The 18,070-nt window shown below is 60.5% G+C and carries 13 protein-coding genes and 1 pseudogene; 3 read left to right on the top strand and 11 right to left on the bottom strand.

Features of this window, described 5'->3' with window-relative positions:
• Positions 1 to 3: 3 nt before the first annotated feature.
• From ACZYHG_RS15230 to ACZYHG_RS15195, 8 genes and pseudogenes are all read right to left on the bottom strand, one after another.
• A pseudogene (locus ACZYHG_RS15230) lies at positions 4 to 477 on the bottom strand (class I SAM-dependent methyltransferase); the annotation flags it as partial.
• A 204-nt stretch (positions 478 to 681) separates the two neighbouring features.
• Positions 682 to 1,863 (bottom strand): ABC transporter permease, encoded by a 1,182-nt coding sequence (locus tag ACZYHG_RS15225; protein ID WP_464614489.1) that lies wholly within the window; start codon positions 1,861 to 1,863, stop codon positions 682 to 684.
• Positions 1,860 to 2,858, bottom strand: coding sequence for an ABC transporter permease (locus ACZYHG_RS15220; protein WP_464614488.1), 999 nt, complete (start codon positions 2,856 to 2,858; stop codon positions 1,860 to 1,862). The genes ACZYHG_RS15225 and ACZYHG_RS15220 overlap by 4 nt, the downstream gene beginning before the upstream one ends.
• Positions 2,859 to 2,860: 2 nt before the next feature.
• Positions 2,861 to 4,759: an ABC transporter substrate-binding protein gene (locus ACZYHG_RS15215; RefSeq protein ID WP_464614487.1), complete on the bottom strand. Its 1,899-nt coding sequence runs from the start codon at positions 4,757 to 4,759 to the stop codon at positions 2,861 to 2,863.
• Positions 4,756 to 6,651, bottom strand: coding sequence for an ABC transporter ATP-binding protein (locus ACZYHG_RS15210; RefSeq protein ID WP_464614486.1), 1,896 nt, complete (start codon positions 6,649 to 6,651; stop codon positions 4,756 to 4,758). The genes ACZYHG_RS15215 and ACZYHG_RS15210 overlap by 4 nt, the downstream gene beginning before the upstream one ends.
• A 140-nt stretch (positions 6,652 to 6,791) precedes the next feature.
• The gene (locus tag ACZYHG_RS15205; protein ID WP_464614485.1) at positions 6,792 to 8,132 is read right to left on the bottom strand and encodes an adenylate/guanylate cyclase domain-containing protein; all 1,341 of its coding nucleotides are present in this window, start codon (positions 8,130 to 8,132) and stop codon (positions 6,792 to 6,794) included.
• A gap of 246 nt (positions 8,133 to 8,378) precedes the next feature.
• Positions 8,379 to 9,722, bottom strand: coding sequence for a nucleotide sugar dehydrogenase (locus ACZYHG_RS15200; protein WP_464614484.1), 1,344 nt, complete (start codon positions 9,720 to 9,722; stop codon positions 8,379 to 8,381).
• Positions 9,723 to 9,834: 112 nt separating this feature from the next.
• Complete coding sequence (locus ACZYHG_RS15195; protein WP_464614483.1) at positions 9,835 to 11,016, bottom strand: DUF3095 domain-containing protein; 1,182 nt, start codon at positions 11,014 to 11,016, stop codon at positions 9,835 to 9,837.
• Between the two features lie 74 nt (positions 11,017 to 11,090).
• Between ACZYHG_RS15195 and ACZYHG_RS15190 the strand changes: the two genes are divergently transcribed.
• Both ACZYHG_RS15190 and ACZYHG_RS15185 read left to right on the top strand, forming a co-directional pair.
• Positions 11,091 to 12,179, top strand: coding sequence for a glycosyltransferase family 4 protein (locus tag ACZYHG_RS15190; protein WP_464614482.1), 1,089 nt, complete (start codon positions 11,091 to 11,093; stop codon positions 12,177 to 12,179).
• On the top strand, positions 12,176 to 12,952 hold the full coding sequence (locus tag ACZYHG_RS15185; protein ID WP_464614481.1) for a polysaccharide deacetylase family protein: 777 nt from the start codon (positions 12,176 to 12,178) through the stop codon (positions 12,950 to 12,952). The genes ACZYHG_RS15190 and ACZYHG_RS15185 overlap by 4 nt, the downstream gene beginning before the upstream one ends.
• A 73-nt stretch (positions 12,953 to 13,025) precedes the next feature.
• Here the strand turns inward: ACZYHG_RS15185 and ACZYHG_RS15180 are convergent, their stop codons facing one another.
• From ACZYHG_RS15180 to ACZYHG_RS15170, 3 genes are read right to left on the bottom strand one after another with little or no spacing between them, the layout of a single operon-like run.
• Positions 13,026 to 13,880 (bottom strand): MBL fold metallo-hydrolase, encoded by an 855-nt coding sequence (locus ACZYHG_RS15180; RefSeq protein WP_464614480.1) that lies wholly within the window; start codon positions 13,878 to 13,880, stop codon positions 13,026 to 13,028.
• 4 nt (positions 13,881 to 13,884) lie between these two features.
• Positions 13,885 to 14,334 carry a cyclic nucleotide-binding domain-containing protein gene (locus ACZYHG_RS15175; protein ID WP_464614479.1) on the bottom strand — a complete coding sequence of 150 codons (450 nt, stop codon included), beginning with the start codon at positions 14,332 to 14,334 and terminating at the stop codon, positions 13,885 to 13,887.
• Between the two features lie 35 nt (positions 14,335 to 14,369).
• Complete coding sequence (locus ACZYHG_RS15170; RefSeq protein WP_464614478.1) at positions 14,370 to 17,084, bottom strand: ABC transporter transmembrane domain-containing protein; 2,715 nt, start codon at positions 17,082 to 17,084, stop codon at positions 14,370 to 14,372.
• Between the two features lie 270 nt (positions 17,085 to 17,354).
• Here ACZYHG_RS15170 and ACZYHG_RS15165 point away from each other — a divergent pair, with 270 nt between their 5' ends.
• A complete protein-coding gene (locus ACZYHG_RS15165; RefSeq protein ID WP_464614697.1) occupies positions 17,355 to 18,026 on the top strand; it encodes a methyltransferase domain-containing protein in 672 nt (223 codons plus the stop codon).
• Positions 18,027 to 18,070: the final 44 nt, after the last annotated feature.

Below are 18,070 nucleotides of genomic sequence, written 5' to 3'. Positions count from 1 at the left end.
CCCTCACACGCGCCTGCTGAGAAAATAGCGATCGGCGGGCTCCGAGGTCGGCGGCGGGAGACGCTGCAACTGCGGGTGATCGAGTGGTGTGCCGCTGACCGCGAAGCCGCCGACGCGAAGCAGGCGCGCAATCAGATCGGGAAGCCAGGTAGAGGTCACCGCATCGCGATCGTCATAGCCGGTGCCGATGTCGGCATGAACAAGAGCGGCGTCGATGCCAATGAACCTGACCCCTGTCTCGCGTATTTCGCCGAGCACAAGGTTTTCAGCGTCGGGAATTGAGCTGGCGTGTGCGCCGACTTCGCGGTCGAACACCAGGATCCGGCGCCCGGGCAGGCGCTCGCGCAGATGGTGGAACGTCCGGCCATTGCCGAGGCCGAGTTCGAGCACAGGCCCCTCCATCTTCGCCACCTCGGGGCAGATTTGATTGAGAATGTCGCGCTGCGCGCTCATCCTGCTGATGAAATTATCGAGGCGAACTCATATGCGTCTGTGTGTCCTGAACCTGTTCAAAAAAATAGGCAATGCCCGCGATAGGAACCGGTTCAAGGTGAACCGCCAAACTCCGATCGCGTCTCGCCACCTATAGAAGCGAACGATGAACGCTGCAACAACCGGGCAGGCCGCCGGCAAGGATCATTCGGGTGGAATCGGCGGCACGGCGTGCGGAGGATAGTGATCTCACTTGTAGGGGTCCGCGGCGTCCCGCAAGCCGTCGCCGAGGAAGTTGAACGCCATGATGACGAGAATGACGGGGAGCATCGGCAAAAGCAGCCATGGATAGAACGCGATCACGCTGACGCTGCGTGCTTCGGTGAGCAGGATGCCCCAGCTGGTTGTCGGCGCCCTGAGCCCAAGCCCGAGGAAGCTCAGCGCCGTCTCGCCCAGGATCATGCCGGGTATGGAGATCGTCGCCGTCGCGATCAGATGCGACATGAAGCCAGGAATGAGGTGACGCCCTATGATGCGGCTGCTGCTGGCGCCCATCAATTGCGCGGCCAGAACGTAATCCTCCTCGCGCAAGGCTAGAAGCTTTGAACGCACAGCCCGCGCCAGTCCGGTCCAGTGGATCAGACCGAGAATGACGGTGATGCCGAAATAGATCAGGATCGGGCTCCAGGTTATCGGCATGATCGCCGCCAGAGCCAACCACAGCGGAATGCTGGGGATCGATTGCAGAACTTCGATTATCCGTTGAACGATCAGGTCGAAGATACCGCCGTGATAGCCGGCCAGTCCGCCAATGACAATGCCGAGCACAAAGCTGAAACTGATTCCGACGAGGCCGATTGTCAGTGAGATGCGTGCGCCATAGATGATGCGCGAGAGCACATCGCGCCCCAGCCTGTCGGTGCCGGCCAGAAACAGCTGGCCATTTTCGGCCGGGCAGACAAGATGCCTGTCACCTTCGATCAGGCCCCAGAACCGGTAACTGTCGCCCTTGCAGAAGAAACGGATTCGCTGAACATCATCCTGTTTCTCGACGTAGTTCCGCTTGAGCGTGTCCATATCCAGCGTCATCTGGCGGCCATAGACGAACGGCCCGACAAGCTGGCCGTTGTGGAACAGGTGCACCCGCTGCGGCGGCGAATAAATGTAGTCCATGTTGCGCGTGTGCAGATTGTAGGGCGCCAGGAACTCGCAGATCAGTATCCCGAAATAAAGCGCCGCCAGGAATATGCCGGATACGACGGCAATCCGGTGCTTTCGGAATTTCCACCACATCAGCCGCAACTGCGACGCCTGATAGACCTTCGATTGCTCCGGCGTCATCGCCTCGACCGACTGCAGGTCAAAGGGCGCGGTGGAAACGTAGTGTTGCAGTGGAGCACCCGGAGCGGGCAGCGGCGAAGGTGTATTCATTTGGTGCTGCCGCCCTGCAAGCGAATTCGTGGATCAAGCAGCGCCAGCGCGAGGTCGGAAATCAGGACACCGATGACCGTCAGGAAGGCAAGGAACATCAGGAACGATCCCGCCAGATACATGTCCTGGCTCTGCAGCGCCCTGATCAGCATCGGCCCGGTCGTTTCCAAGGACAGCACGATCGCGGTGATTTCGGCGCCGGAGATGATGGCCGGCAGGATAGAGCCGATGTCGGAGATGAAGAAATTCAGCGCCATGCGCAGCGGATATTTGACCAGCGCCTTGAAGGGATGAAGGCCTTTGGCGCGCGCGGTCACGACATATTGTTTGTGTAGCTCGTCGAGCAGATTGGCGCGCAGCCGCCGGATCATGCTTGCCGTGCCCCCGGTGCCGATGATCAAGACCGGGATCCAGAGATGGGCGAGGATCGACTTCGCCTTGTCCCAGCTCATAGGCTCGCCGAGATATTGCTGGTCCATGAGATGGCCTATCGACGTGCCGAACCAGATGTTGGCGAAATACATCAGGATCAAGGCCAGCATGAAGTTCGGAATGGCAAGGCCGAGAAGGCCCAAGAACGTCAGACCGTAGTCGCCCCAGCTGTATTGGTGCGTGGCGGAGTACATGCCGATCGGAAAGGCGATGAGCCAGGTGACGATGATCGTGACGAAGGAAACCAGCACGGTCAGCCACATTCGGTCCCCGACGACGTCGCGAACCGGCAGCTCATATTCGAAGGAATAGCCGAAATCGCCGTGCAGCATCCCGCCGACCCAGTAGAAGTAGCGAATGACCGGCGGCTGGTCGAAACCATATTCCTTGCGCATCATCTGGATGCGATCGGAATCCACCGCTTCGCCCTGGGCTCGAAGCTCGGCAACATAGCTGTCGAAATAGTCGCCTGGTGGAAGTTCAATGATCGTGAACACCAGCGCCGATATGACCAGCAGCGTTGGAACCATCACGGCGATGCGCCAGACAATATATCGAAGCACGCTCAGGTCTCTCCAAGCCAGAATGTATCCGGCATATAGACACCGAAATAGGCAGTCGGGTCGTAGCCGTAGAGCGCCTTGTCAGGCAGGTTGCGCAGCCGCGAGGACGCCAGAACCGGCTGATACGTTGCGTTCACCGTGCCGATCGAAAACACCTGATCGGTGTAGATCGATAGCATTGAATTCCAGATTTCGGCGCGCTCCGCGGCTTCGGTTGATGCGTTCCAGCGCTTGAGCAAAGCCATCAGCTCGACCACTTCAGGGAGATCGGGCGCCTCGCCCATCGTGCCATGCGACAGATAGTGAGCACCCCAGAGCGGCCATTGCAGCTGGTCGTCGATAGTGGGAGCCAACTGGTACGGGTTCATGTCGGCGGTCGGCACGCCGTTGTCGATGCCCGACCACATCGACATCATGATCTCGCCGCCAAGCGCGCGGCTGCGGAAGATGTCTCGCTGCGACGTCCGGATGAACAGGGCAATGCCGATCTTGCGCCAGTGATCGGTGATGAGTTCGAGCGCGTCGGTTTCCAGGGTGCTTTCGCCGGCCGTTTCCACGATGACCTGCGCCGGGCGTCCGTCGGGAAGTATCCGCAAGCCGTCATCGTCACGCCTCTGAAGTCCGACCTCGTCGAGCAGCGCATTGGCTTTGTCGGGATCATGGGCGACCCAGGCTTTCGCGAATTCCGGCCGGTAGAGCGGGCTCTCCGGCAGGACCGTATCGGCACTTTCCTGCGCCAATCCGTAGAACACGGCCATGTTGATCTCGCGCCTGTCCACAGCGAGCGAAAGTGCCCGGCGCACGCGCACGTCACGGAAGAGGCCACGCCACACCTGGTCGGCGCAATTCAGATTGGGCAGCAGCGCCAGCCGCGAGCCCTGTGTGCGTTTCCACAGATGCATCTTCACTGGGTAGCGCTTTTCCGCGTCCTTCAGGAAGGAGTAATCGGCGAAGTCAATTCCCATGCATTGCAGGTCGCTCTCGCCCGCACCGGTCTTGGCGGAAATGATCGCCGACGAGCTGACATTCATGACAATCCGGTCAACATAGGGGAGTTGCCGGCCATTTTCGTCTATTCGATGAAAGAATGGGTTGCGCTCGAAGACGAACTGCTCAGCCGGCGGCTTGGTCCGGTTCTGCCAGGGATCCAGCGTCGGCAGCTCCGGGTTCTCCGGGCGATACTGCCGCGACATGCGGATATGCAAGAGCGTCCATTTCTTGGCCCGGTACTCCTTCATCAGGCCGGCGAGCCGGAATGGATCCTGGTATTTCTTGTGGAACTGCTTGAGATAGGCGGCCGGCAGAACAAGCGATAGCGGCGAAGCAGCAGCGAGCTTTGGCAGGAAGTCGGGATTGGGCGCATCCCAACTGTAGCGGACCGTCAACGGATCGACGATCTCGAAGCGAGGCGGCTTGCCGTCCGCCAGCAGGGCCGGGGCGACCCCGCCTTCCGAAAGCTCGTCGTTCAGCCAGACATCTTCCCAACAATAGCGAAAATCCTCCGGCGTCAGCAGGCTACCGTCGGACCATTTATGTCCTTCGCGTATCTTGAAAGTGAAGACGCGATCATTCGCTACATCGAAACTTTCCAGAATGTCGGGTTGCAGCTTGAGCTTTTCGTCATAGCCGACCAGCCGGGCATACCCGTAGATCGTCATCATCCGGATATCTTTCTGGCTGCCGATGATCGTGCGCAGCGTGCCGCCATACTGGCCGGGCTGCCGGCCCATCGCAGCGAGATTCAGCGCGCGCGGACGCTTGGGCAGGCGCTCGGCGAGTGCAGGCAGCGCCCTGGCCGTCAGCAGCGGCTGAAGAAATTCCGGCTCCAGATCGCCGGCGCGCACCGGGCTCGGCAGAAATGTCGAAGCCATGAGGCCAAGGACGGTACGCCGGTTGATCAATGGCGTAACTCGCTGACATCGGCCGAACGTCGGGCCAGGACGAGGTGGCCGCCGCCAAGATCGAGTGGCGACAGCACATCCTCTTCGCCCTCGTCGCGGAATTGGCGTCCCCATGCGCTGGTGTCGGAAGCGCCGCCGAGCTTCAGCGTTTTGAAATCCATCGGCCTGTCGAGATCTGGGAAAGGTACGGCGGCGACCAGCGAGCGTGTGTAAGGGTGGACCGGTTTCCTAAGCAGAATTTCGCGGGGCGCAAGCTCGACGATACGCCCGCCGCACATCACCGCGATGCGGTCTGCCATGTAGTCCACCACCGCCAGATTGTGGGATATGAACAGGTAGGTCAGGCCCAATTCCTTCTGCAGGTCCTTCAGAAGGTTCAGGATCTGCGCCTGGACGGAGACATCGAGCGCCGAAACCGGCTCGTCGCAGATCAGCAGTTCAGGCCCTAGTGCCAGCGCGCGCGCGATGCCGATGCGCTGACGCTGCCCGCCGGAGAAACTGTGCGGATAGCGCTTGATGAAGCGCGGATCGAGCCCGATTGCCTGCATCAGGCTCTTGACCGTGGCGAGTCGGGACGCGGCATTGCCACGTCGATGGATTTCCAGCGGCTCGCTCAAGATGTTTTCCACCGTCATGCGAGGTGAAAGCGACGAAACCGGATCCTGGAAGACCATCTGGATTTTCGCGCGCAGCATGCGCAGGGCGCTTCCCTCGGCCTCCAAGACGTCGATTGATCCGTCGCGGCCGTTAAAGACCACGGAGCCGCCGCTAGGGGTGACAGCCCGCATCAGCATCTTGCTGACGGTGGTTTTGCCGGAGCCGCTTTCGCCGACCAGACCCAGGCACTCACCCCGCCTGATGTCGAAGCTTACGCCGTCGACGGCGCGAACAGACGTTTGGTGATCCCCGCCAAACCATCCGGACTTGCGGATGGTGAAGACCTTTTTCAGATCCCTGACCGACAGCAGGATGTCGTCTGGCCCCTTCGATGCCGGTGCCGTCTGCTTGCCGAGCAGGTTCTCGACATTCACCGGCACCTCGCGGAGCGCCTTCAGCCTTTCACCGGGCTTCAGGTCGAAATGCGGAACGGCTGCCATCAGGCCCTTCAGGTAAGGGTGGCCTGGCCGGCGGAATATCGCCTCCACAGGTCCCGCTTCCATGATCTCGCCATGGTACATGACCACCACCTCGTCGGCCACATTGGCGACAACGCCGAGGTCGTGCGTGATCAGTAGCATTGCCATGTTCAGCTTGGTTTGAAGCCCACGCAGCAATTGCAGGATTTGCGCCTGGATGGTGACGTCCAACGCCGTCGTCGGCTCGTCGGCGATCAACAAAGCGGGCCGGCAGATAAGAGCCATGGCGATCATGGCGCGCTGACGCAATCCTCCCGAAAGTTCAAACGGATACATGTCGTAGGCGCGCTTGGGATTGGGAAAGCCGACAAGGCTGAGCATTTCCTCGGTCTGTACCTTGCGCTCCGCGCGGGCCATAGGCGTATGAATCTGCAGGGATTCGCTGACCTGGTTGCCGATCGTGTGCAGCGGCGACAGTGATGTCATCGGCTCCTGGAAGATCTTGCCGATGCGGCTGCCTCTCAACGCCCGGATTTCGGGGCCATCACGCGGCATCTGCAGGATATCCTGCGTCGTGCCGGGCTTTTCAGGATCGGAAAACAGGATACGGCCGCGGACATGGGCTGTGTTCGGCAAAATGCCCATCACTGCCTGGCTCAGAACCGATTTTCCGGAACCTGACTCGCCCACAAGGGCGGTAACCTTGCCGGGCAGCACGCGAAGACTTGCGCGCCTGACGGCATGCAACGGTCCCCCGATAATGGCAAAAGAGATGCCAACATCTTCGATCCGCAGCAGATCAACACCCGAATTCATTCTCACACCAGCCCCACTCTGGCAGTCCAGAAAGCGAGACTAGCGCATTGCCAGCCTAGAGCAACTTGGATTCGAAACGGTCGCCCGTGGAACCGACGACTGGACTGCCTACCAACGACGTTCGGACCGGATTGTGGCGGTTACTGGAGCTTGCTCGGGTCGCCCGCCGATATCCGCGCCGTATCGCGATGAAGCAGCATGACCTGCTCGGCCTCCGATCTTCGGTCGTGAGCTGGCTCCGGCGCAGCGTCTTCATCGAGTGCGAGAGCACCCGACAGATCGGGTGCAAGCACCGTCAGCTTCTGCTTGATGCCCGCCAGTTCCTCATTGCCCAGCGTCAGCCAGCTGTTGGCCCCGCAATAACTGGCGAACTCTTTGCTGGCGAGTACGCTGTGCGGATATTTCTTGGTCAGGGTCTGGAGGCGCTGGACCTCGTTTACAGCCGAGCCGAAGGCAGAGAATGTGAGCCGGTCGGTAAGCCCGACATTGCCGAACATCACATTACCGACATGCAGACCGATACCAAATTGTATGTCGCCCAACCCTTGCGCCTTCCTGCGCAGATTGAGATCCATCATGCGCGCGGTGGCCTTGTGCGCGGCCGCGAGAGCAGCCTGGCAGGCGATCTCGGATTGCGCGCGATGCCTTTCGCAAGGGTAGACGGCAATGAAGCCATCCCCGATGAAACTCATGATCTGCCCGCCTTTGCGATTGAAAGGTGCGGCAACGGCGTCGAAAAACTGGTTCAGCGTATCGATATAGATTTCGCGGCCGGAGGTTTCGGCAAGCCTCGACGATCCACGCATATCGCCCATGACCAGCGCGGCCCGGATTGTATCGCCCTCGCCGCGCTTGATCTGGCCGTCCAGCACGCGCCTGCCGGCGTCGCCGCCGAGATAAGTGGTCATCATGTTGTCGGCGAGCTTGGTGAGCACCGCCATCTTGGTTGCGATAGCCAGATGGCTCTGGATGCGCAGCAGCGCCGAAATCATGCTGTCGCTGAAGCCCGCAGCACTGTCGGTGGACCAGGACCCAATCATGCCCTGACTGGTATTGCCGCTGAAGGGATGGACGAAAGCCATGTAGTCGGTGACGCCGATAAGCCTGAGTTCCTCGAAAATGGGAAACTCCGGCGGCAATGACGGATCGATCCGGCGTCGCAGATGATCGAGCTTGTTGTTGAGCAGATGGTAGTATGGGCTGGTCAGGAATCTGTCGGACGGCCCGCCGGGCTCGGCGCGGAAGCCTTCCACTTCTATGCCTTGGCCACGAAACCAGGTGAAGCCAAGCGCGTCATAAAGCGGATGCAGCATCGAAAAGCTCAGATGCACTCGCTTCAGCGGCAGGCCGGCAGCAGCCAGCCGTTCGCAAAAGCCTTTTACCAATGTTTCCAGGTCGCTGCCTGCCAGCGCCGATTGGTTCAGCCAATCGGCAACCTTATCCATGAGAATGCTGGAAATTTCTGCTTGCGATGTGCTCATGCTTTCTCGAAACCCGTCCTTTGACCCGCCATAACACAGTCCGCCAACGACCCAAAGATAAGCCCCCGAAGTCAACGAGGCCGGCTTCGGCAGCATGCGGCAAGGAATTTCCCGGATGACTGTCCTTGCAACCAAGGAGCGGACGTAACTGCATCTATGTCCTGCGTGGCCTTATGTGGCGAGGCTGCCGCCGGAGTGCAATCACGATCCTGACATCGCGCAAAAAACTCCCCGGCTCAGACGGTGTCAGGCCTTCACCACCGTCTCTCGGGCCAGCCCGAGGCGGCCAAAAACATTGCGCGTGTCGAGGATCAGAAGGGCGTGATCGGCGATCGTCTGATAGTCGATCGCGTCGTGGTCGGTTGCAACGACGACAGCATCGAAATCCTTCAAGGCCGCCTCGGTCAATTCCACCGAGCGGCGTCCCTTGATCGCCATATGCTCCCGCGTGGTCGGGATCTCCGTAACATGCGGATCGTGGAATTCCGCCTTGCCGCCCCATTCCTCGATGAGTTCAATGAGCCGCAATGAGGGGCTTTCGCGGATGTCGGGCACATTTTTCTTGTAGGCGAGCCCGATGATGAGAATGCGCGAGCGGCTGAGCGCCTTGCCGCAGCGCCGGTCCAGCGCCTTCGCCAGTTCATCGACCACATGACGCGGCATCGCCGTGTTGATCTCCGCCGCCAGCTCGATGAAGCGGGTCGGCAGTTCGTATTCGCGCGCCTTCCACGTCAGGTAGAAGGGATCGATCGGAACGCAGTGCCCGCCAAGTCCGGGGCCAGGATAGAAAGGCATGTAGCCGAAGGGCTTGCTCTTTGCCGCCTCGATCACCTCCCAGATGTCGATTCCCATCGCGCCGAACACGACCTTCAACTCGTTGACGAGGGCTATGTTGACCGAGCGGAAGATGTTTTCCGTCAGCTTGACCGCCTCGGCGGTCGCTGTGGTGGAAACCGGAACGACGGTCTTGACCACGCTTTGGTAGAAAGCCTGGACGAGCGTCGCCGCTTCAATGCCGTCGCCCGCCACGACCTTGGGGATCGTCGCGACTTCAAAGCTGCGGTTGCCTGGATCCTCGCGTTCGGGCGAGAAGCCGAGGAAGAAGTCGATCTTCGACTGCAAGCCGGTTGCTTCCAGTATGGGCTTGATCACGTCGTCGGTGGTGCCGGGATAGGTGGTCGATTCCAGCACGATGAGCTGGCCGAGACGCAGATGTTTTGCGATGGCGCCTGCCGTGTTCGTGACAAAAGAGAGATCCGGCTCACGGTGTTTCGTCAGCGGGGTCGGAACACAGATGATGATGACGTCGCAGACGGCCAGTTCGGCAAAATCCGCGGTGGCGCGGAACCGTCCGCTTGCCACCTGGCCGGCAAGGGCTGTCGACGTCACCGCCTCGATGTAGGATTGGCCGTTGTTCAGGCTCTCGACCTTGTGGGCTTCGATGTCGAAGCCGGAAACCGGGAAGCCGGCGCGCCCGACCGCAACCGCCAGCGGCAACCCTACATAGCCCAGTCCGATCACGCCGACCTGCGCGGCGCGCGTCGAAATCCGGTTCAAAAGACGGTCATATGTCGATCGTGAGGCGTCCAAAAAACTGCTTTCCCGTCAATTCGGACAGACTACCCGCGCCCATGGCGAGGCTCACCGGGTCCCAAAGAACCATGGCCGAGGCATATTGCCGAAAATCGATTTCCGCAAGCCGTCATTGGACCAGCGCCTTCGCCTTCAGGTTTGCGGCAGCCATCGCATAGCCGCCGTCGGCGCCATCGATGAAATGAACATGATCGGGCTGCAGCGGCGAGATGACGAGGCAGGTCATCAAGGCCGATTTCTGGCGGTGCAGGCCATAGCTGCAAATGCCCGCCTCTTCCGCCTGTTTCAGCCGGTTCTCGATCCGGTGTAAGACATCCGCGTCAACATCGATGGTCATCTTCAAGCCGTCGTCGAACTTGCGGAAATCCGAATTGCTGGCCACCTCGCGCTTGTAGACCTTCGGATCGAAACGACCGATGGTCCAGCCAAATCTATCGGCGACCGCCGTAAGCGTCATCAGGAACATCACCCACAGCTTCGCCAGCCACCGTCGCCCTGGCGGCGCCGTGGCCCTCGCCTCGACATCGAGGCCAGCGGGCATGAGACTATAGCCTGGCCCGTCCACCGGCACCGGGTGGCCATCACGCTCCTGCCTGCCGGCAAGGGCGATGATGTCGGACGCCAGAAACTGAAAACCGCGCAAGTCTCGCGAAGCCCCCGGTATGGCTATGATCGAGACGATTTCGCCGTGCCGGGCTTCGATCGGGTTCCAGCGGCAGGAGAGGCCGGTCAGATCCGGCCGCGCGCCGGCCGGCGCAGGGTCGATGCGGTAGCGCCCGGCTTTCATCTCGGCTTCCGCCCAACTGCCGCCACCGCCGGCGAACATAGCATAGAAGGCCGCTTCGCAGGCCTGGAACCTCGCCACGCGAACATCGAAGCCTTGCGCTCTTATGTCCTTGATCGGCACGATTGCCGCACGCAAGGTCAGGTCCAGTTCGTCCGCCACCCATCTCTGGACAGAAGCCAGCGCGTTGCGGGCGATCTCAAGCGCCGAGCCGGGAAACGCCACGAGTGCGCCGTCGCCGCCGAAGACATAGGGAAGATCTTGCCGGCCCAGCGCATTGAGCAGCGCCGAAATGACGCTGGCGCCGGCCATATTGACGGTTTTATAGCGCCCCGCCTCGATCGCCTTGGTCGAGCCGACAATGTCGGCGGTGGCCAGCGCCCAGCCATCGGGCAGAGGCCGATAATTGTCGATATCGGCAACGCTTTCGAACTTTGCGAAGACTGGCAAGGAACCGACAAACGGGTCGGACGCGACAGCTGTTTCCATGAGCATTAGATAGCACATTCCAACGTTTGAAGGTGAAGTCGTTCGTGCTTCGAAATTGACTTGCGCAGGCTTTCCGATGATAGGGTCGCGCGATGCGAATTGCCTTCTACGCGCCGCTGAAGTCACCCAATCATCCCGTCGTCTCCGGCGACCGCCAGATGGCACGGATGCTGGTCAAGGCGCTGGAGCACGGAGGGCATAGCGTCGAACTGGCATCTGAGTTGCGCTTCTATCTACGCCAGCCGGAGCCGGAAAGTTTCGATGCGCTCAAGATCGAGGCCGCGGACGAAGCCGCGCGGCTGACAAGGCTTTGGCGCCGTCAGGGCAAGCCCGATCTGTGGTTCACCTACCATCCCTATTACAAGGCGCCCGACCTGATCGGGCCCGGACTGGCGTCGGCCTTTGCTGTTCCCTATGTGACAGCGGAAGCCTCCTATTCGAGGCGACGCAACGCCGGCTTGTGGGCCGATAGCCAGGCGTTGGTGGCGCGAGCCATCGACCAGGCGGCGCTGAACATCTGCTTCACCCAAAGGGATCGCCAGGGGCTGACAGATGCGATTCCCCAGGCCGTATTCGATATGCTTTCGCCCTTCATCGACACATCGGCATTCCGCGACATGCCGTCACGGAGTTGTCCGACGCGCCTTGTTACCGTCGCCATGATGCGCCCGGGCGACAAAGTCGAAAGCTATCGCATGCTGGCGCAAGCCCTCAGCTCGATCGGCCACCTGTCCTGGACCATGTCGGTCGTCGGGGACGGGCCTGCCCGTGACGAGGTCAAAGCGCAATTCGCCGGCTTGCCCGCCGACCGTATCGAATGGCTTGGCGCGATCGAGCCGGCCGCCGTGCCGGATGTTCTTTACAGCGGGGGAATCTACGTCTGGCCGGGTTATGGCGAGGCCTATGGCGTTGCCTATCTTGAAGCACAGGCCGCCGGCCTTCCGGTGGTGGCTCAGGACATCGCCGGCGTGCCGGAGGTCGTGCGGGATGGCCAGACCGGGTTTCTCACCCCGCCGGGCGATGTCGCGGCGTTCGCTTTCGCCATTGAAAGGCTTCTGACCCGTAACGACGAAAGAACCATCATGGCCGCAGAAGCCAGGCGTTTCGTCCTCGAAGAACGTTCTCTCGGTGGCGCGGCGGCGCGTCTGGCCGAACTTCTCAAAAAGATTCCGGTCTCATGACAACCGGTCCGATCTGGCAGCCCTTGGTGGAAGAACTGGCGCGCCGGCAACGGGCGGGCCGCAAGGCGGAGTTCTGGCTACGCGACGATGATGCCGTGGATCCGACGCCGGCGCTTGATCGGCTGCTCGACCTCACCGGCGAATTCGCGGTTCCGGTCACTCTGGCCGTCATTCCGGCCCTGACCGATGAGACACTTGTCGTCCGGCTTGACGAGTCGCCGCATGCCACAGTCGCTATCCATGGCTGGGCGCACCGAAATCATGCGCCCGAGAACCAGAAAAGGCAGGAGCTCGGCGCGCATCGGCCACGCGAGGCGGTGCTCGATGATCTGGCTCGCGGGCTGTCGCACGTGACCGGCCTGCACGGCACACGTGCCGTTCCGATGCTGGTGCCACCCTGGAACAGGATCGACGCCGGCCTGGTCCCCGACCTTGGATCGATAGGATTTGCGGCACTATCGGTCTATGGGCCGCCGAAGCCGGCTTCGCTGGCGGTCATCAACAGCAATGTCGACATCATGGATTGGCATGGCACGCGCGGTTGCCGAGATCATGGCCTCTTGGTTCAGGCTATCATCGCGCAATTGCAGCATACAGACGACGGTGGCGAACCGGTCGGCGTTCTAACCCACCATCTCGTACACGATGAATCGGCCTGGCTTTTCCTCGAACGGCTGTTCGCAGTCACCGCGCAGGCTGAAGCCTGCGCATGGCTTCCGATCCGGACATTGATCGGGCGCAGCGCCGCCACAGCAATTCCAAGAAAAGTGTGAGCGGTTTTGCCAGGAAAAGCGCATAGGCCTTTCCCTTGGGAATCGCGTCAAAACGGATATGAAGGAAAATAACTCAGCGCCCTTTGTGCAATGCGACTGGAAATTCGAGCGTCTGGCCGTCCCGCGCGGCAAAAGCGCCGGCAAACCTGTCTTTGGCCAGCTTTTCGATCTCCTCCAGTTCCTCGTCGGTGCGTGACGGATCGTGGTGAAACAGCGCGAGCCCCCGCGCACCGGCCGCCTCACAGAGCTTGACGCCCTGTTGCCATGTCGAGTGCCCGTTACCGTGGCGGCGTTCCATTTCCTCTTCAGTGTAGGTACAATCGTAAATGACGAGGTCGGCATCTTCGATCAGGCCGAGCACCGCCTGATCGAGCTTGTCCGGCTCGTGCTCGGTATCTGTGATCACCGCCACGACGCGGTCGGCCCATTCCACCCGGTAGCCTATGCAGCCGCCCGGATGGACAAGACTGCCGGTTCGCACCACCACCCCCTCGCGCGGCTGAAGCACGTCTCCGGACACGAAATCGCGACAGTCGAGGCTTGCCTTGCAGACGTCCAGTTTCACCGGAAACCACGGCGGCCGTATGAACTTATCGATCATCTGCCGGGTCGTCATGCGCCCTGCAAGATGTCCCGACCAAAGCGTAACCTTGACGCTCCGGTCATAGATCGGCGCAAAAAACGGCAGCCCGATGATGTGATCGTAATGGCAATGGGTGAAAAGCAGGTCGAAATCGGTCACGCCCGACGCCCGAAGCGCCGTGCCGGCAGGCCGCAGGCCGGATCCGGCGTCAAACAGAAGCGTATGCTTGCCACATCGCATCTCAATGCAGCTTGTGTTGCCGCCATAGCGAGAGAATTCTGGCCCCGATACCGAAATGCTGCCGCGCACGCCCCAAAATCTGACCAGGAAAACGTCGTCGTCCATGCTGTTACTTGGCGCTCCGCGCGTCGATCAGATCGGCGGTCGTATTGCTTAGGCGATCGGCAAGAACCCGCACCATCTCGATGGTCATCTCCGGGAACTCCCTCATAAGCCTCAGAAAATGATCCTTGCGAATTCTCAAGGCTTCCAGCTGAGTTGCCGCTCTAACGGTGGCCGTGCGCGAGCTGTTGCACAATATGGCGATCTCGCCAACAATCGAATTCGGTAGCAGTTCGGCAATTTTTATCGGCCCGCTGTCTGAATCCACCAGAATATCCGCCTTGCCCGAAAGGATGACATAGGCGGCGTCGCCCTCGTCGCCCTGCCGGAAGAGGATCTGACCGGCGCTGTAGTTCACACGATCGGATGTGAACGCAAGCAGCTTGAGCTTTGCCGGCTCAATGCCGGAGAACAGGGGAACGCGTTGCAGCATTCCAACTTCATCCTTGAGTAGCATTGTCGCAAACCTTCCCAAAACTCGCGTTTGCCCCACTATGACAGAAGTTCCTTGAACATGCCGTTCTCTGCCAAAAGTGTCTCGTGTGTTCCGTCTTCCACCAACTGACCCGAGTCGAAGACGATAACCCGATCGAACATCATCGCCATTGCCGGATTGGTCACGACCCAGACAATTGCCGGTGAATGGTCGTCGCGTCTGGCTTCCTCGAGCACGTTTCGCAGCACCTTGTCCTGCATGCGCTGATCAAGCGCAGACAGCGGCCGGTTGAGAATGAGAAAATCGGGACGCTTGAGCAGAGCCCGGGCAACATCGAGCTTCTGTCGCTGTCCACCTGTCAGCCGCCTGCCGCCGGCGCCGACGTCGAAGTCCAGGCCGACATCCAGAAGTTCGGAATAAAGCCCGAGTTCGTCGAGAATGTCATAGACGATGGCTCGTATGCGGTCCGGCGCGTCGGGATGGTTGTTGCCCACACGCCCAAACAGGACATTGTCCATCACGGTGGCCGCGGCAATGTATTTGGCAGGATCATAGCGTTCGACCGCATCTTGCAGCTCGAACGGCAGGTTTTCATAGAACTGGTTGCGTGCGGCAACGATCTTGCTCATCAGCTCGTCGCTCAGCAGGCCGAAGCGGTGCCGGGGCTCGATATAGGCAAAGCTCAAGGTGATGATCATGGCGCGGTCGGCTTCCGAAACCGCCTCGTAGGGACGGTTCTTGAGCCGCTGCAGCAAGGTCTCGTAGGCGGGTATCTCCTCGGCGCTCATGAAGGCGAGCTGCTGGAAGAACTGGTGGTCGGGCGGCAGGTCGGCAAACAGCTCGATCGTTTGTTCGGCGATCTCCATGCCCATGCCGTAGAGCATGCCGTCGAGGCCGGCTTGCTTCAGCACGGAAGCAAAATAGGGATTGGCCGCCAGAGCCTTGTCGGCCAGTGCAAGGCCGGAGGCAGCGCCGAAGAGCAGGTTTTGGCCGATCGTTGCTTCCTTGTTGTAGGCGCCCGGTTCGAAAGGAACCACCAGTCCGCTCAGCCCCTCTTGTTCCAGCCGGGTTCGCAGCGCCGCACGCAGTTCGACAATCCGCTTGGCAAGCTCCGTGTGGCGCTTGAGGTCGGCCAACGAGCGCAAGCCAAGATCCAGAATGTCGCGTGACAGAACAACCGCGTCGAGCACCCGGCGCACGGCCTCAAAGAGGTCGTGCGGGCCGGTGGCGCCAGCAGAGGCATAGTCGATCCAGTCGCTGTGGACATCGAGATCCGGATTGCCCGACCGATGCGCCTCGGCGATGTTCCAGCGCTGCTGGTCTGCCGCAGCGCCGTCATAAGTCACCGATGTCAGCGGCGCATGCTTCAAGCCATAGAGCAGGTTGTCGCGGAGGCTTGCGTGGAACAGGAAAACATCCGACGAGGCATAGGACATGCGCCGGCCTGTCACGGCTTCGGGAAGTTCAAGCAGGTCATCGGCGCCCGAAACAACCCTTCCGCTGTCCGGCCAGTTCAGCCGCGCGAAGGCTTCCGCAAGCGCCTCTGCGCCCCCTGTAGCGGTACTGACCAGCGCCACCGTCTCACCCGGCTTGACCTGCAGGGAGATGCGGTCGAGGAGCATTGCGCCGCCATCGTCTGCTATGGACAAACTGACCGCCGACAAGGGGTTGGTCATCGGACCGGGATCATCGACCATCAATGCCCCGATTCTCGGCGCGATGAGATCCTCGACGGTGAACTGTTCAACGACCTGCTGATATTTGACCTGGACATCCTGCCGATCCTGATCCCAGTCGATCAGTTCCTTCATTGGTCCCGGCAGGTCCTTGTAGGCGCCGATCACGGCCACGAGCTGGCCGACGTTCAGCCGCCCGGCGATGGCCAGGTACCCGCCGATCATGTAGAACAGGAAGGGCGTGATCTGCGCGAGAAAATTATTCAGGAACTTTACCATGAATTTCCATTGGTAAAGATCGAAGCGGATCTTGAAGATCAGTCCGAGCCGGGCTGCTATGTCGGCGCGCTCGTAGTTTGACGTATCGTGGACGTGAACCGCACCAATGCCGTCGACGATTTCGCCAACCCGGCCCGAAAGCGCGCGCGCCGTCAATTGCCGTTGTCGCCCGAGCACGATCAGCCGCCGCCGCATTCGCGGGATGAGCACGATCTGGATCACCACGATCACGAACGCTATCATTCCGAGCCAGACATTCTGAACCAAGATGAACAGCATGGCCGTCAGCGCCTGGCCGCCGAGCAGCACTGGCTGTAGGAAGGCATCGCCGATGAAGCCGCCCAGCGGCTCCACCTCGTCCTTCACCATGGTCGCCACTTCGGCGGATTTCACACGCTTGAAGTAAATCGGCGGAAACCGCAGCACACGATCGACCAGTTCGAAGCGGATGCGCCGTAGCATGCGTTCGCCCAGGCGGCCCTTGTAGGTATTGATATAGAGTTTGAATAGGCCGTTGATGACGACGAGCAACAGGAACACAAGGCTCAGGGCGAGCAGCGTCGCTTTGCGGCCGAGCTGAAAACCGGAGAAGAACAGGACCTCGCCAATGAACGGCAAGTCATAGTGTAGCCTCATGAATGGCTGGGTCGCGCCCGGTTGCTCGAAGCCCTTGCCTTGGATCGGGCCGTTGACGATCAGCTTCGGCAGGTCGAAGGACATGAAGTAAGGGATCATCGAAATCAAGACGACCATCAATATCCAGATCTGCTGCTTCCTGGTGTGCGTCCAGATATAGCGGGCTAGGCTGGGTTCCATATGCGACTGTGGTCTTTCAGGTAGAAGGATTCAGCATGAAAAAGCACCTGCCGGCACGTGGCGTGTCGGCAATGTCTTCGTCGCCGACCACAAGCCCGAATCTGCAGTGCATGCAAGGCGCCGATGATCCGGACAGACGCACCGGCTCTCTCCGGTGCCGGGCAATGGCAAAGCGACTAACAGCATAATCATGTCCGCGGATCAAACAGCCTTGCGGGAGGGCAAGATTGCGTTGTGTCGCCCGAAATCCCACCATACAAGACGAATATGATGGATGTCACGCAACCACGCAATGCCGGCATGGACGGGCACGAGCAAACCCTGGACCTCACACGGGGAATTGCGGCCTATGTCAACAACCCTCTGGTGGCGGGGCTGGCGCGCGTCATCGCCAAGCATCCGAAGGCCGATGTCGCCAACGCCTTCAACCACAAGCAGGTCGCCTGCAAGATGTGGGCGCTGGACAGGCTTTTCGAAAGCAGTGGCGGCCGGTTCGGGCGCATATGGGTTCTGGGGGGCTGGTATGGCGTATTGCCGGCAATGCTTTTCAACGACGCCCGCTTCGACATCGCAGCGGTCGACAGCATCGACATCGATCCCGAAGTCGCGCCGGTCGCCCGGACCCTCAACCGGGAAGCCGGAGATCGGTTCCAGGCGCTGACGGCAGATATGTACGCACTCGACTATGCGGTCGGGGGGGCCGACCTGACGGTCAATACGAGCTGCGAACACATAGCGGATCTGCGCGCCTGGCTTGCCCTGCTTCCGCGGGGCACGAATGTACTGCTGCAATCGAACAATTATTTCAGCGAGCCAACGCACATCAATTGCGTGGCTTCACTTGCAGCCTTCGAAGCTATGGCGGCGCTACGGGAGGTGCGGTTCTCCGGCGAACTGCCGACAAAAAACTATACACGCTTCATGCTGATCGGGACTGTTTGATGCATTTCGCCCAAAAGTGCGCAGCGGTTTTGGGACAACGACAT

The sequence above is a fragment of the Mesorhizobium subarcticum genome, assembly GCF_055456085.1.
This window is presented reverse-complemented; position numbering and strand designations above follow the sequence as displayed.

Excerpts from the sequence above, each read along its gene's own strand:
- ACZYHG_RS15185 (WP_464614481.1), top strand. The coding sequence starts at position 12,176 with ATGACAACCGGTCCGATCTGGCAGCCCTTGGTGGAAGAACTGGCGCGC.
- ACZYHG_RS15170 (WP_464614478.1), bottom strand. The coding sequence starts at position 17,084 with ATGGAACCCAGCCTAGCCCGCTATATCTGGACGCACACCAGGAAGCAG.
- ACZYHG_RS15190 (WP_464614482.1), top strand. The coding sequence starts at position 11,091 with ATGCGAATTGCCTTCTACGCGCCGCTGAAGTCACCCAATCATCCCGTC.
- ACZYHG_RS15210 (WP_464614486.1), bottom strand. The coding sequence starts at position 6,651 with ATGAATTCGGGTGTTGATCTGCTGCGGATCGAAGATGTTGGCATCTCT.
- ACZYHG_RS15225 (WP_464614489.1), bottom strand. The coding sequence starts at position 1,863 with ATGAATACACCTTCGCCGCTGCCCGCTCCGGGTGCTCCACTGCAACAC.
- ACZYHG_RS15165 (WP_464614697.1), top strand. The coding sequence starts at position 17,355 with ATGGATGTCACGCAACCACGCAATGCCGGCATGGACGGGCACGAGCAA.
- ACZYHG_RS15180 (WP_464614480.1), bottom strand. The coding sequence starts at position 13,880 with ATGGACGACGACGTTTTCCTGGTCAGATTTTGGGGCGTGCGCGGCAGC.
- ACZYHG_RS15175 (WP_464614479.1), bottom strand. The coding sequence starts at position 14,334 with ATGCTACTCAAGGATGAAGTTGGAATGCTGCAACGCGTTCCCCTGTTC.
- ACZYHG_RS15195 (WP_464614483.1), bottom strand. The coding sequence starts at position 11,016 with ATGTGCTATCTAATGCTCATGGAAACAGCTGTCGCGTCCGACCCGTTT.
- ACZYHG_RS15205 (WP_464614485.1), bottom strand. The coding sequence starts at position 8,132 with ATGAGCACATCGCAAGCAGAAATTTCCAGCATTCTCATGGATAAGGTT.